The organism is Rhodococcus sp. MT28, from assembly GCF_058792695.1.
The window spans coordinates 186,161-200,656 of the sequence record NZ_JBXAFD010000003.1 but is presented as its reverse complement, the minus strand read 5'-3'; the positions used below and the strand labels follow the sequence as shown (position 1 = coordinate 200,656).

The window sequence follows — 14,496 nt, the reverse complement described above, 5'->3', positions numbered from 1 at the left end:
TGAGCCCTCACGCTACGTCAGGGTCAAATCGTGTGAAATCCGATCGAACCAGATTGCGCGATCACACCGTGCGTGCGAATGCGCCGTCGTCTGCGAATACCCGTTGGGCAAAGCGTTCGCCGATGAGACGGTGCGTCGCAGCGTCCGGATGGAGCTGATCGGGAAGCGGCAACTCTTCGTTCTCGGCCGCACCATAGAGATCGCACCCGTCGACGTAATGCAGATTGGGATCAGCCGCCGATCGCTGGGTTACGATGCGCGCCAACTCTTCCCGAATAGAGCGCAGCGTCAGCTTTCCGGCTGCACGCTCGGCGGGATCGCCGGTAGCAAAGAATCGCATTTCGCCTCTGGCAAGCGCGTCGAAATCGAATGCACCAGGTCCAGGCGTGTCTTCGTGAATCGGGCAATAGACAGGCGAGACGACCAGCAGTGGAGCCACTGGATGGCCGTCGCGGACCGTGTCGAGGAAGCCGTGCATTGCCGACGTGAAGGCCCGCAGGCGCATCACGTCGGAGTTGACCAGATTGATGCCTATCTTGATGCTGATGAGGTCGGCAGGAGTGTCTCGCATAGCGCGGGCGACGTACTGGTCCAGCAGAGCGCTGCCGCTGAACCCGAGGTTGATCAGATCCACGCCGCCGAGGGAGGCTGCGAGAGCAGGCCAAGTGCGGGAGGGACTTTCAGCGCCGGAGCCTTGACTGATCGAGCTTCCGTGATGGAGCCACACATCGCGCTTCGTGCCGACTGCGAGTTCGAGCGGGGCGTCGGTTCGCAATGCGACAAGTTCGGTGGTTTCGTTGTGCGGCAACCAGATCTCGACGGTCTTGGATCGCGCGGGCAAGTCCGCGAAGCGGATGGTGCTGACGGGTCCGGATTGTCTCTGAGCGGTACCGGTCGCCATGTCGATCGTCACCGTGTTGCCACCCTCAGCGATTGCGTGCCCGGTTGGTTCGCCGTCGACGATCAGGTCGTACACCCCTTGCGGCCTCGGCGGAGCACCGATGTAGATCATTTTCGTGGGCAGAGTGTCGAGTTCGATGGCCGTAGCGCTGGTTCGGAACACCAGCCGCACTCCGGACGGTTGTGATTGCGCCATTGCCATCTGCCCGTCAGCGAATTGCGTGCGAGCTCTGGCAGGCAGACGGTGTGTCAGCACACCGCGTTCGGTCCGCTCGAGCTCGAGGGCTCCGCGCACGATGTCGTCGGAAATTGCGGTGGTAATCCAGCTGCTCTGGCTGTTCATCTCATTCACCTGTAGATAAGTTGCGAAGGTTTTAACTACAGCACACAGTAATTTGCCTATACTATTTAGGCAAGCGGTTTCACTTCTCGACGAACAGGACCAACGGACATGCCTCGCGCAGGACTGACACCCGAACGCCTCGCCGTGGCGGGCGCCGAATTGGCCGACGAGGTGGGCTTCGAGCAGGTGACCGTATCGGCGGTCGCCAGAGCGTTCGACGTCAAGGTCGCAAGCCTGTACTCGCACGTGAAAAGTTCGAACGACCTCAAAACCAGAATCGCGCTGCTTGCCTTGGAAGAGATGGCCGACCAGGCTGCCGACGCCGTGGCCGGTCGGTCCGGCCGCGACGCCTTGACCGCCTTCGCGAACGTGTACCGCAACTACGCGAGGTCACACCCTGGTCGGTACGCCGCGTCACAGATGCGCCTCACCCCGGAGGCCGCGGCCGCGAGCGCGGGTTTCAGACACTCGCAGATGATGCGATCGATTCTGCGCGGGTACAACCTCACCGATCTCGATCAGACCCACGCAGTTCGGTTGCTCGGCAGCGTTTTTCATGGGTACGCCAGCCTCGAGCTGGGTGGATCGTTCAGCCACAGTGCACCGGACAGCGCCGAAAGCTGGGCAAGAATCCTCGAGGCTCTCGATTCGATGCTGACCAATTGGCCAGCGTCGAGTCCATGACCAGGCGTGATTCTTGCGCGCCAAGTTCTTGCGCCACTTGGTGATCGCACACGGCCAAGAAACCTCGGGCCCACCCCAGGAGCGGCGCCACACAATCGCGCGCTCCCGCAACCACAGGTCGCACTGGGACAGAAGAAGGTCCGAGTAGGCAAGAAGCCGGGCGTGGAGCTCCGCTTAGAGGAGAAGCTTGGCGCGCAGAGAGTCGACAGTGCCCTGGTCGACGCCGAGGCCCTCCCGTACGTAAGTATCCATACCGCCGTAGAGCCGGTCCACCTGTGCATACGCCGCATCGAGCCACGACAGGTCCACCGCGTCGTCCCGGCCCAGGTACGTGTTCGACGCCATGAAATCGGCACTGATGAACTCCCGCGGGACACCCAGAATGGTCAGCAGGATCGCGGTACCCCAACCGGTGCGGTCCTTCCCTGCACTGCAGTGGTAGACGGTTGCGCCGTCGGAGTTGTTCGCGATCGCAGTCAGCAGGTCGCGGAAGGCGACATCGGAACCACGGTAGTTGACCATGAACGGGTAGCCGATGCTCTGGCCGATGTTCGAGGTTCCCTTGACTGCGCCGTCGATCAACGCGCGACCGAGGGTCAGGGGAACGAACTCGTGGAACGCGATGCCGTGTTCGATACTGACGACGTCGGCGACCTGGTAGGTGACCCCGGCTGGGATCCGATCGGGATCCTCCGCACGTTCGGAGGCGTTGCGCAGGTCGACGTCGAGGGTCAGGTTCGCGGCGGTGAGTTTTGCCAGATCAGTCTCATTGAGCGAGCTGAGCTTGTTGGAACGGAACACCAGGCCTGTCCGGACGGTCCTGCCGTCGATAGTCCGATAGCCGCCGATGTCGCGGAAGTTCCGCGCCTCGTCGAGCCTGATCTCGGCCGCGGACGGCGGTGGGATCTCCGGCAGCGGCGGTTGCTCCCCGGACGATCCGAACTGACTCGAACCCAATTGCAGGTCGCCGCTCGAAGCGGAGGCGAGTGTGGGGCCTGTCAGGGCCGCACCCATGGCGACCAGCGCAGCGAGGGCGATTCCGAAAGGGCGCTCCCCTCGGCGGCGCGTGTAGACAGTTGTCACCTTCATCCTCTCATTCGCTGTGCGGGATACCCCGCGCCCCGCAAACTCCCGTGCGAGATTACAAGGGTGGCGCGCTCCTCGTCCCGACTTTGCTCCAGAAACCGGACATGTGTTCAGGTGCCCGGCCAGCCGTCATCCGGCAGGAAGAAACTCTTGCCCGTCACTGCGTCGCCATCGACCACGCCGGGCCCGTTCGAACGACAGACCGCGGCCGCATCCGCGCTTGTCACGCCAACTCGGCGTCGAGACATTGCCCAAGCCAGGCACCCATATCCGACGCAGCGCGGCGGGCAACAGGCGTTGGATGGTTTGTAAATCCATGCGGGACATCAGGATAGAGACGCAAGTCGACGTCGTTTCCGGCCGCCGACAGTCGCGCCACCATGGCAAGGTTCTCTGCCAGGACCACGTCTTCTGATCCAACGACAACGAGGGTCGGCGGCAGGCCGCTGAGGTCGCCGAATGTCGGAGAAATATCCGGGAGAGTGCGATCATCGACATGGCCGACGTAGGCTTCGATGAAGTATTCGTCGCTGATGGTGCGGCCCGCGGGAGTCTGGGCACTGACGTCGTACGTGCCCGCTTCCAGCACCGCACCCGAAAATGCCTTGGCCAGACCTCGATCACGAAGGCGCAGCAACGTCGTCGTCACCAAGGTTGCTCCCGCCGACATGCCACCGATGGCGAGCCTGGTCGTCCCGAACCGTCCGGCAGCGACATCAAGCAGCCACAAGGCGACTGCCTCACAATCGTCCGGCGCTGCCGGCCAAGGGAATTCCGGTGCAAGCCGGTAATCGACGGTAACCACTACCACCCCGACCTCGTCGGCAAGTCTCATGCTTCGGGCGTCAGCGCTGGCCGCTGAACTCATGTAGAAACCCCCACCCGGAAGATACAGATAGACCCCGTTGACATCGCCGTCTTTCGGAGTGACTACGCGCACCGAAACGGATCGGCCCTCGATGTCGAGTGTGTGTTCAACAGCCCGGCTCGCCGTGGGATCAACCACCCTGGATGCTCGCACCACAAGCAGTTCTTGCAGGGAACTCGGACCGACACCGGCAGGCCGCGACGCATAGAACGCTCGCGTACTCGCCAAATCGTCACGAGGCATTTGTTCGATCAGATCAGTCAATGCAAGCTTCACCAGGGCTCCCTCGGGTCGAGACTTGTCGACAATGATGACACCTCCAGCAGGAGCACGTGTCCGACGTGTTCTCGGCAACGCGGGGCCGTGACAGGTATGAGCAAACCGCGCCGGAAACGGGTCTTCTCACGCTAGCCTCGACTCGGAATTGGACGTTTGTCTAGAAAGGTCGATGGATGCGTGCGCTGTTGCTTGCCACCCTCGCAATCCTGGTCCTCCAGATTGCAACTCCGGCGGCGAACGCTGCACCACCGGATCCGGGCTGGACTCTCCCCCAACTGACCGTCGCAGATCGAACGATCAAGGACGTCGACGGACGAACGGTGTTGCTCCGCGGCGCGAACGCCAACGGTCTCAATGACTACGCAACCAACGGCACCGGTCTACCCACCGTTACGCCGCTGGGAAGAACGGACTTCGCGCAGATGGCAGCGCTGGGCTTCAACGTCGTCCGGCTCAACGTCGCGTGGTCCCTCCTGGAACCGACCCGCGGTGCATTCGACACTGCGTACGTCGACCGCGTTCGAGTAGCGGTCGAGGATGCAAAAGACCACGGCATCTACACCGTTCTCGACATGCATCAGGATGCATGGGGCCCGTACGTCGGCACTCCGAGCGACCAGTCGTGCCCGTCATTCATGCGGCCGGGAGTCGGCTGGGACGGCGCACCCGAGTGGGCAACCCTGACCGGCGGATGGACAACCTGCAACATCGGTGGACTCAGGGAAGCCGCACCCGCGATCGCCCATGCCTTCCAGGCGTTCTACGACGACGAGCAAGGAATCCAGAGTCGCCTCGTCGCGACGTGGGCGCGGTTGGCTGCCGAGTTCAAAGACGAACCAGCTGTAGCCGGATACGACCTGTTGAACGAACCGAACCCCGGCCTGCGCGATCCATTCACGGCAGCTGATCAGATCGGGCAGTTCTACAAGCGGGCCACCGACGCCATCAGACAGGCCGAAGCAGGAGGATTTCCACACCTCGTGTTCTTCGAGCCCAGCGCGATCTGGTCGGCTTTCGGCCTCGACGCGCTGCCTCCACGCCATTACCTGACCGATCCCCTGGTGGTCTTCTCGCCCCATCTCTACAGCGAATCGATAACGGTCAGTAGCGAATTTCCCGGAATCGAAGACGGATTCAAGATCGCCGACCTCGCTGCCGCCTGGTACGACGCACCGTTGTGGACAGGTGAATGGGGTTGGTTCGGCGACGCCGACGAGCAGAGAGCAGACGTCGACCGCTTCGTCGATGCCACCGACAGGTACCGGATGGGCGGCGCGTGGTGGTCGTGGACACAAGCGTGCGGTGACCCCCACCCGGTTCGCGACGGCAATACCCACCAGCCGCAGGGAAATCTGAATCGCATCGACTGCCCGTCCGGTGAATCACTCGGGCTCGTAGAGGGATTCGCCGCGCCACTCTCGCGAGCGTATCCGCGGGCAGCGCCCGGCTCGCTGACGGAGGTATCGCGTGACGGGTTTGACGGGAGCGGCACCGGACGGGTCGAGGCCTGGTACCCCGGCACCGACCGGCCACAGCTCGAGACCACGAATCTCTCCGACGTCCGACTGTCCCCGATCGAGGGCGGATGGCAACTGATCGGTCACGCCGACGGCGACTACGCGGTCAAGCGCGCCTGATCGAACGATCATCCGGGAATCGCGCGTTCACACCACGCGAAAGAGCGGGTATCAGAAGATTCCGCCAATTCCCTTGCCGATCAGAACAACTCCGACGACCAAGATCAACACACTCATCACCGTGGTGTTGTTGTCCTCGAGCCAGACTTTGAGATTGGCCAATGGCTTTCGCAGGCGATCAGCAGCCACCAGGTATCCGATGACCGGGATCGCGACAGTTGAACTGGCGATGACCGTGAATACGAGAATCGAGGTGATCGCTCCGCTGGTCGCCAACGACGCCGAGCCGATCGACACTCCGGCCGCGATGCACATGAGCAGGTTCTTCGGGTTGATCGCGGCGAGCGCGAATCCAAGGCCCAATCCCTTGACCGCGGTCATCTCGTCGACGGCTTGCATCCACTTCGGTGTTTCGTGCTCGCCGCTGCGCCCCCGCCACTGCTTGACCCCGACGGCCAACAGGAGGACACCGAGAGCTAGTTTGATCCACGAAACCGTGGCGGACGGTCCGTCGTCTGACGTGCTGACGGCACTGGACAAGATGACGAAAAGAACTGTAGCGATGAAGATTCCGAGTAACCAGCCCACCGCGAACCCGGCGCTGGTGCTACCCGCTCGCTTGGAGAGCAACATCAAGATAGTGGCGATGACGGCCACCGGCGACACGGCGACACCGACGGCCAATGGGAGAAGTTCTCCGACAACGGAACCCATGTCAAAACTCATTTCTGATTGCGGCAAGCAGGATAGGCAGTAGGCGAGAAAAGCCGCCCCTGTCCGCCACGACGGACAACAGAGCACAGCCGATACCGCTGCGCGACAATGCTGACACTGCGAGCGCCTGCGTAGTTCATGCCTCATTCGAAAGGGATGAGTGCCTGAACCGCAGGCCTCGATTCCCCACCGAAGATCGCGAAAAGACTTGGCCAACGGTGTGTCGGCTGCGCTCGCAGCAGAGCGCAGCCGACATCATCGAGGAGGATCACCAGACACAATCTCGAGTAGTGACCTCACGCGTAGGGACGGGTTACTTCGCGCAGCCACTGCCCTCGAACGCGAGCTTGGACGTATATTGCCCGTCCGGCAAATACTCTCCCATCACTGCCTTCTCGTCACCGGGCGTCTTGGTGTCGTGTGCAGCGTGGCTGAAGTCCTTGGCCGGCAGCATGTTCCGCATGATCAAGAGGGAATCGTCGGGATGCCCTGCGCCGTCACCGGCCGGCGAGAGCGAAAGCCATGACACCCCACATTCCTTCGTAGCGTTTGCGGGTCGGTCTTCAGGGAGCGACGCGACAATCGTGTAGCGACCATCCGCATCAGTGGCCATCTGCTCGTCGAACAGACACGTCGCTACCTTCGTCGTTGCCAGCGATTCATTGCTGCACATCGACCAGAACCGCATGTCGACTGCGCTGTCGAGATTCTTTGCGCCGCCTGTCGTCTTCGGAGTCCTCGGCAACTCTCCCCGAAGTACTAGAACTTCGCCGAACCCACGGTTGACTTCAGCGGTGACGTAGCTGTTGTCGATGTTGGAGTACTGCCCGCCCACCCGCTGGGGTGTGCCATCGCATTTGCCGAGATAGGTACAGCCGAGCGTGAACTCGGCGCTGTAGTACGCCCGCCAGACTGGTGTCTGCTCGGAAGGGAATGTCGCAGGCTTGCCCGGTTGGTCACGCAATGCCTTGTACGTGTCCAGCGGCAGCGAAGCCGGCTTCAAGATTCCGTTGTCCGCACCGACCGCTGAACACAGATCCTGCCCGCGCAACACCTGACCACCGGAAAGGTGCAGCTCTGGCTCCGGCAGTCCAACGCCGCCGGTGAGATCACGCCCGTTGTCCGGCAGGTAGATGCGATAAAGCAGGCTTATCCGGTCCTGACCTGGCACACCGGCATACAAGGTGTTGGGTTTCGGCTCAGCAGGCGAGGCCTCGTTGAGGACGGAAGCCGTGTACGACCTGGCACCTTCGTTCGCTCGATCGGCACCGGGAAGATAGGTATTGCGCGAACCTGCGTCGGGAGCTGTCGAAATGTCATTGAGGACGGCGGTCGGCATCGCGGTTGCCGCGTTGTACGAGTTCAACGACTGATAGCGAGCATGCGCATACTGCCCTCGGATAACCAACTCGGCGTTCTCGGGGATTGTGAACTGCGCAGCCCAGTAAATCGCCGCAGTGTCAGGAAAGGCGTAGTTGAGCTGTGGGTCCGCGCGCTCGGGATTGATCGGCACGGACCAGAAGCAGGTCGACACCGGATGCTCGACGTCCGGTCCGCCGGATCCGAAATCAACAGAACCAGATTCGGATCCGCTAGCCGAACCGGTTCCTGATCCGGATCCGCTCGACGAGCCGAAATCGACAGATCCGACCGCCGGCGCGGCAACCGCGGACCCAGCCCCGGCAAATACAGTGATCGCACTCAGCGCCACCGCAGCTACGAGTGTTCTTGATGAATGCATCGCGCTCCTTGTTAGATAGCTGACAAACAGTGATAGAACGATCTAGAGCGAGTACTCCCGGTCCAACGACGAGAGACCGTCACGAGGTCCGCACTCCGCACTACTACTTGGTGGGTTGAAAGTCGTTCGTCAGAGCGCCGCGAATCGCGTCGGTGTCCGACTGAGACCAGTTGTCGGGGTGCAGGATCCGCGCCCACATGTCCGCCGCCTCGGCACCGTAGTTGTGCCCGTGACCTGGCGGAACGTCCGCCGAGAAGACCATGTCGAGTGTCACCTGCCAGAATGTCACGAACGGTATCCACGTCATTCCCGGATCGACATCACGGCCGAGAGGCTCGGCAAGCCAGTCCGGCTTGTTCAGAAGCAGGTCGAAAGACCACCAGACAATTGGGTCGCTGGCGTGCTGCCAGTACACGACGCGTGAGTCGTTCCACGGCGCATCCAGTTCGAGATCCTCCGGATAGGCAGCGAAACGAATCGACTGCCCGTCGTCGATCACCGGCACGGCTTCCCGTGAGCCGGAGTCACGACTGCTGGTGATCTCCTGCCATTGAGCGGTGAAGTTCGGAGTCCCCGACCACAACGCCCCATCCACCCGCGTCGCCATGTCCTGTGCTCCCGCGAACGCGGCCTGTCCCCCGTACGATCCGAGGCTCTCGCCGAAAACGACAAGCTTGGGGCGCTTGTCGAGCGGCAGATCGATCCACTTCGCATAGACAGAGTTGAACAGCGCCCGGCCTGCGGCCATCGGGGTTTCGCGATCGGCGATGAATGCCAAAGGGCTGGGAAGGAACGAGTACTGCATCGCCGCGATGGCGGTGTCGCCGCCCTGGACGTATTCGAAAGCGGACGCCACGTCGTCGTTCACCCAGCCGCGGCCGGTGGTGGTCACTACTGCCAGGACGGCACGGTCGAAGCCGCCGGTGCGCTCGAGTTCGTTGACGACCCGCTGCGCGACACCGTCGACGGAATCCGACGACTCACGGCCGGCGTACACGCGGATGGGTTGCTTCGCGTCCAGCCCGGTCAGCGCGGAAATCTGCACCGCAGACGGCCCGCTACCCATGAAAGTGCGACCCTCCTTGCCCAGCGAATCCCATGCCTCCGCAGACATGGGTGAACCACTGCGTTCGGCGATCAGAGGCTGGTCGATACCATCGGGCGTGTCGTTGTCCGCGCCGGAGAAACTCCAGTTCGCAAAAGCGATGAGCCCGTTGTAGAGGGCACCGTTGACGACGAAGATCGCCAACGCGAAGACGACGACCAAGCTCGCGACTTTCGCTGCTTCCTTGGGAACAAACCGCAGAGCAACGGCAGCGAGTCCTCTGGTGAGATGCCGCAGACCGCGACCCACCTCCAACAAGATCAACCACACCACTAGCGAAATCAGCAGCACCAGAAGATAGTTCGCCCGGTTCACGCGAGGCGCCTCGACCAGATCACGGACGATCTGCTGCCACCACGAACCCAAGATCAGAAAAAGAGGCACCAATATCACTGCCAGTACGGCGAGTACGGCCCAACCGATCCGCTTGGTCCGGTCCGACCATCTCGGTTCGACTCCGCATTTGCGGATCATCCACGCCACGCTCACACCGATGCCGTACCCGGTGGCGACGGAAATACCGGTTGCCACGCCCTGCAGGTACCACGCGCGCGGTAAGAGGGACGGGCTCATCGAGAGGACGAAAAACACCAGACCGAACGACAACCCGACCGAGTGCAGCGTCTTGCCGTAGCGCCGCACACCTTCCCACACACGTTTCATGCCCGAATCGTAAGTGCGCCAGAAAGATGAAATGCGCCTCTCATCCCTTTCGAATGAGGCGCGAACTACGTCGGTGGAAAGTGTTCGCTATTCCGCGTCATGCACCGAAAAGCTTCGACCCAACGGCAATCACGGGCGAACACCGGTGGTGCGTTGACAGATTTCACACACGCGATTCCGCGTACACTGTGTGGGGTCAATCCACTCAGCACGTACAAATTCGGCGCGATTCTCATGGCGGCAAAACGAGGAAACCTACCGATCGAACTGAGCAGTTTCGTCGGTCGCCGGTCCGAGGCCAAAGAAGTCCGACGCCTGCTGTCGGACTACCGGCTCGTGACCCTTACGGGCCTGGGTGGGGTCGGCAAAACCCGCTTGGCGCTCCGTGCCGCCGATGATTCCTCCCGTGCGTTCCCCGGGGGCGTCTGGTTCGTCGACTTCAGCGAACTGCGGGAGCCGGCACTTCTCGATCAGACGATTCTTGCCGCACTCGGAGTACAAGACCGATCTACGCGGTCACCGCGATCGGTACTGATCGGCCGTCTCGTCGACGAACGTGTCCTGCTTGTTCTGGACAATTGCGAACACCTCATCGGCTGGGTGGCCGACACCGCCGCCGAACTCCTCCGGTACTGTGCCCGATTGGCACTTCTGGCGACCAGCCGAGAACCGCTCGACATTCCCGGCGAGATGGTATTACGGGTGCCGCCTCTGCGATTTCCCAACGAGGCGCCGTCGCCAACCGACACCCGTGATGGTGATGCGATGATGCTGTTCGAGCAGCGGGCACGTTCCTCCGTGACGGACTTCCGCATCACCAGCGAGAACAGCGCGGCTGTGGAGAAGATCGTCCGCCGGTTGGAAGGACTACCGCTGCCGATCGAGTTGGCGGCTGCCCGACTGAGGGCGATGTCGGTCGATCAGATCCTGCAAAAACTCGACGACCGCTTCCAACTGCTGACGCGGGGCAGCCGGAACGCTCCAGCGCGTCAACAGACGCTTGCACAGAGTATCGACTGGAGCTTCGATCTGTGTACGCCGCCGGAGAAGTCGTTGTGGGCGAACTCGAGCGTATTTGCGGGTAGCTTCGATCTCGGGTCCGTCGAAGGAATTCTCGCCGACGAAGCACAGAACGACGACTTGGGCGATCTCGTGATGTCCCTTGTCGACAAGTCGATCCTCATCCGTGAACAAAACGGCTCGTACGTCCGCTACCGCCTACTCGAGACTCTTCGCGACTACGGGCGTGAACTGGTGTCAGTCGACGAGTGGGTCTCGCTGCAGCGCAGGCACAGTGAGTGGTTCAGGCAACTCGTCTTCCGCGCCGGAGTCGACTGGACGGGGCCGCACCAAATCGACTGGATGACGCGGATCGACCGCGACTTACCCAACGTGCGCACCGCGTTGGAATTCGGTCTGACCGAACCCGACTCGGTCGAAGCCACATTGCGTACCGCAAGTGCTCTGCATGATTACTGGCTTGCACGTGGTCGATTCAACGAAGGTCGCTACTGGTTGGGTCGCGCCCTGGCCGAGGTGCCCGAACTGACCGAGGGCACTCTCGGTGACGCGGTAGTCGAGGCCGCCGCGACAGGCGCACTGCTGGCAGCCCTCCAACGAGATATCGCTTCGGCGACAAGCATTGCCGAAGAGGCTCGGCGACAGGCCGAGATGCAGCGGAACGACGACGGACGCATACTGGCGCGGTACACGCTCGGATTCGTCGCGGTCGCCGACGGCGATCTCGTGCGCGGCGCCGAGTACCTGGAGCAGGCTGTCGCAGCATTCCGGGCAAACGACGACATCGCCCGTCTGGTACCCGCGCTCTACTGGTTCGCCTTCGTCGTCGACGCACTCGGCGAAACCGACCGGGCTGCAAGTATTTACGAGGAGGAGTTGGCCCTCACCGAATCGCGCGGCGAAATCTTGTGGCGGTCGATGACGATGTCGGACTACGGATCCGCCCTATGGCGTCATGGCAACCACGCTCGCGGTATCGAGCTACTCGAAGATTCTCTCCGATTGCTGCGAGGGCTGGGTAACCAGTTCGGATGTGCATGGTGCCTCGAGGAAATCGCGTGGACGCTTGTCGACCGGGACGCAAAGCTGGCAGCCACACTGATGGGAGCTGCCGACACGCTGTTCACCGCCACGGGCAGCCCGATGGACACCTTCAGGAGCATGGTCCCGTACCACGAAAACAGCGTGACCGAGGCTCGTAACCGGCTCGGAGACAGGGTGTTTCAAACAGCATTCGATCATGGACGAGCTCTGACTCTCGACGACGCAGCGGCCCGCGCGCTGAGAGGGCAACCGCCCGGTGGATCACCGAAATCGGCGGCCGACGAAGTGCTGACTCCGCGGGAGCAGCAGGTGGCCGAACTCGTCGCACAGGGCCTGACAAACCGAGCAATCGCGGACAAGCTGGTCATTTCTCAGCGCACTGTCGACGGCCACGTCGATCACATACTGAACAAACTGGGGTACGGCTCGCGCACCAGGATTGCGGCCTGGGTGCTCCAGCGCACAAACGACTTCCGCAACCCTTCGACCTCGTGACGGTCGGTGTCTTCGATCGATCGCGGCGCGGCGGGTAACCCGGCCGAATCCTGTCGCAAGAATCCGACCGTCGAAAGTTTTCTCAGCCTTCGTGATCAGCGAGAGTCCAGTGTCCTGCACCGCGCAGTTCGAGTTGTCGATTGTGAAAAACGTCGAGAGTGCTGCGATGCCCGACGCTGACAATGATGCTGTCGGGCAGTTCACGGCGAAGGATGTCGTAGAGCGTGTACTCGAGGCCTTCGTCGATTCCGGATGTCGCCTCGTCGAGAAATGCGGTTCGCGGTCGGATCAGGAGGACTCGGGCGAACGCCAACCGTTGTTGTTCGCCCGGCGACAGAATTCGAGTCCAATCAGCCGGCTCGTCGAGCCGACCGATCAAATGTGCGAGATGCACCTCGGCGAGCGCGTCGTGGAGCCTGCGGTCGTCGAAGTTCGAGCGCCCGGTGTTCGGCTGACCTGAGGGCAACTGGTCCGGATATGCCAAACCCGCGCGCAGAGAACCCGATGGTAGGTATGGCCGTTGTGAGAGGAACAGGACGTCTCCGACCGGGGTGGTCACGGAACCGTTTGTGTACGGCCACAACTGCGCGATGCTGCGGAGCAGCGTGGTTTTGCCGCTACCCGACGGACCCTTCACCAGCAGTGCATCGCCGGGCCCCAGTGACATGTCGAGTTCGGAGATCAACGCCTCACCAACCGGCGTGCGCACGTCGAGTCCCCGAACAACCAAATGACTGCCAGCGGAGAACGCGTCGAGCACGGGAAGTGCGCGGGCACGTCGATCGGCATCGGCGAGCCCGGTCAAACGGATCAGTGTGGCCCGGAAACTTGCAAAATCGGCATAAGACTCTCGAAAGAACGACAACGAATTGTGCACCTGGCCGAATGCTTGAGCAGTTTGCATCACGTCGCCGAAAGTGATCTGCCCGCTGAACAATCGAGATCCCTGGACCAGAAACGGAAACACCACCGCTGTCTGATCCACTGCCAGATTGAAGCCACTGAACTTGAGCGTCCGGAAGACGATCGCCCACATATTGCGGATCACTGCAGCAAAACGTAGTCCGAGCGTGCGTCGTTCGACGTTCTCTCCGCGATAGAAGGCGATGCTTTCGCCGTACTCCCGTAGTCGAACCAACGCGTACCGGAAGCTGGCGCCGAGTTTCTCGTTCAAGAAGTTCAGCATGATCAAAGGCCGGCCGATCCAGAATGCGAGTGCCGTGGTCACCAACACGTAGGTGTAGACGAGAAAGATCATCGCTCGCGGAATCTCGGCACCGAAAACAGTCAAGGGACCGGACAGATCCCACAGGATCTTGGTGAAGCTGACGATCGAGACCATTGCGGCGACGGCGCCCATGGACAACGTGCGGGACGACGTCGCGAATGCGGTGATGTCTGCCTGAATACGTTGGTCCGGATTGTCGACCGGGTTCTCCAGGAAGTTTCCGTGATAGTAGGCGCGGCCGTCGAGCCAATCGTCGGTCAATGTGTCATTGAGCCAACTGCGCCAATTGATATCGAGTGTTTGGCCCACCAGGTAGACGACGAGTGAGCTAGCGACGTGGACTGCGGCCAATATCGCGAACACTCGCAGGTAGTGCCAGAAAGCGGTTTCGTCGAGGTTCTGAATGGCGTCGTAGAAATCCTTGTACCAGTACGAGAACAACACCGTCACGCGGACACCGAATATCGTGAGCAGCAGCAGTAACGCGAGAATCGACAGCGGAATGACGGTGCGCCGGGGATCGAAGTAGGGCCAAGCCATTCGCCGAAACTGGTTGCCCCAGAAGGTATACCGAGCAAGCAGCAGCGCGGTGACGACGAGAACCACTACCGTGATCGCATATGCCTCTGCCAACCACAGTGCGCTGTCCGTTACCGCGCTACCCCAATTCACCGTAGCCTCCGTCCTGG

The 14,496-nt window shown here is 61.7% G+C and carries 10 protein-coding genes; 3 read left to right on the top strand and 7 right to left on the bottom strand.

Annotated features, from left to right (window positions below):
- Window positions 1–61 precede the first annotated feature (61 nt).
- Window positions 62–1,243: a GDSL-type esterase/lipase family protein gene (locus tag AC1Q6C_RS13670; protein ID WP_492666661.1), complete on the bottom strand. Its 1,182-nt coding sequence runs from the start codon at window positions 1,241–1,243 to the stop codon at window positions 62–64.
- 108 nt (window positions 1,244–1,351) lie between these two features.
- Here AC1Q6C_RS13670 and AC1Q6C_RS13665 point away from each other — a divergent pair, with 108 nt between their 5' ends.
- Window positions 1,352–1,927, top strand: a complete 576-nt coding sequence (locus AC1Q6C_RS13665) for a TetR/AcrR family transcriptional regulator (RefSeq protein WP_030535586.1) — start codon at window positions 1,352–1,354, stop codon at window positions 1,925–1,927.
- Window positions 1,928–2,101: 174 nt separating this feature from the next.
- On the opposite strand, the gene AC1Q6C_RS13660 is transcribed toward AC1Q6C_RS13665, so the two are convergent.
- Together AC1Q6C_RS13660 and AC1Q6C_RS13655 are read right to left on the bottom strand one after the other, a co-directional pair.
- A complete protein-coding gene (locus AC1Q6C_RS13660; RefSeq protein WP_492666660.1) occupies window positions 2,102–3,016 on the bottom strand; it encodes a tyrosine-protein phosphatase in 915 nt (304 codons plus the stop codon).
- Window positions 3,017–3,236: 220 nt separating this feature from the next.
- Window positions 3,237–4,157 (bottom strand): alpha/beta hydrolase, encoded by a 921-nt coding sequence (locus AC1Q6C_RS13655; protein WP_492666659.1) that lies wholly within the window; start codon window positions 4,155–4,157, stop codon window positions 3,237–3,239.
- Between the two features lie 176 nt (window positions 4,158–4,333).
- Between AC1Q6C_RS13655 and AC1Q6C_RS13650 the strand changes: the two genes are divergently transcribed.
- The gene (locus AC1Q6C_RS13650) at window positions 4,334–5,797 is read left to right on the top strand and encodes a glycoside hydrolase family 5 protein (RefSeq protein ID WP_065455650.1); all 1,464 of its coding nucleotides are present in this window, start codon (window positions 4,334–4,336) and stop codon (window positions 5,795–5,797) included.
- A gap of 51 nt (window positions 5,798–5,848) precedes the next feature.
- Here the strand turns inward: AC1Q6C_RS13650 and AC1Q6C_RS13645 are convergent, their stop codons facing one another.
- The 3 genes from AC1Q6C_RS13645 to AC1Q6C_RS13635 form a co-directional block, all read right to left on the bottom strand.
- A complete protein-coding gene (locus AC1Q6C_RS13645; RefSeq protein WP_042922581.1) occupies window positions 5,849–6,511 on the bottom strand; it encodes a GAP family protein in 663 nt (220 codons plus the stop codon).
- 313 nt (window positions 6,512–6,824) lie between these two features.
- The gene (locus tag AC1Q6C_RS13640; protein ID WP_492666658.1) at window positions 6,825–8,252 is read right to left on the bottom strand and encodes a hypothetical protein; all 1,428 of its coding nucleotides are present in this window, start codon (window positions 8,250–8,252) and stop codon (window positions 6,825–6,827) included.
- A 103-nt stretch (window positions 8,253–8,355) separates the two neighbouring features.
- Window positions 8,356–10,020 (bottom strand): alpha/beta hydrolase, encoded by a 1,665-nt coding sequence (locus AC1Q6C_RS13635; RefSeq protein WP_063316543.1) that lies wholly within the window; start codon window positions 10,018–10,020, stop codon window positions 8,356–8,358.
- Between the two features lie 153 nt (window positions 10,021–10,173).
- Between AC1Q6C_RS13635 and AC1Q6C_RS13630 the strand changes: the two genes are divergently transcribed.
- Window positions 10,174–12,579, top strand: coding sequence for an ATP-binding protein (locus AC1Q6C_RS13630; RefSeq protein ID WP_492666657.1), 2,406 nt, complete (start codon window positions 10,174–10,176; stop codon window positions 12,577–12,579).
- Between the two features lie 82 nt (window positions 12,580–12,661).
- Here the strand turns inward: AC1Q6C_RS13630 and AC1Q6C_RS13625 are convergent, their stop codons facing one another.
- On the bottom strand, window positions 12,662–14,479 hold the full coding sequence (locus AC1Q6C_RS13625) for an ABC transporter ATP-binding protein/permease (RefSeq protein ID WP_492666656.1): 1,818 nt from the start codon (window positions 14,477–14,479) through the stop codon (window positions 12,662–12,664).
- Window positions 14,480–14,496: the final 17 nt, after the last annotated feature.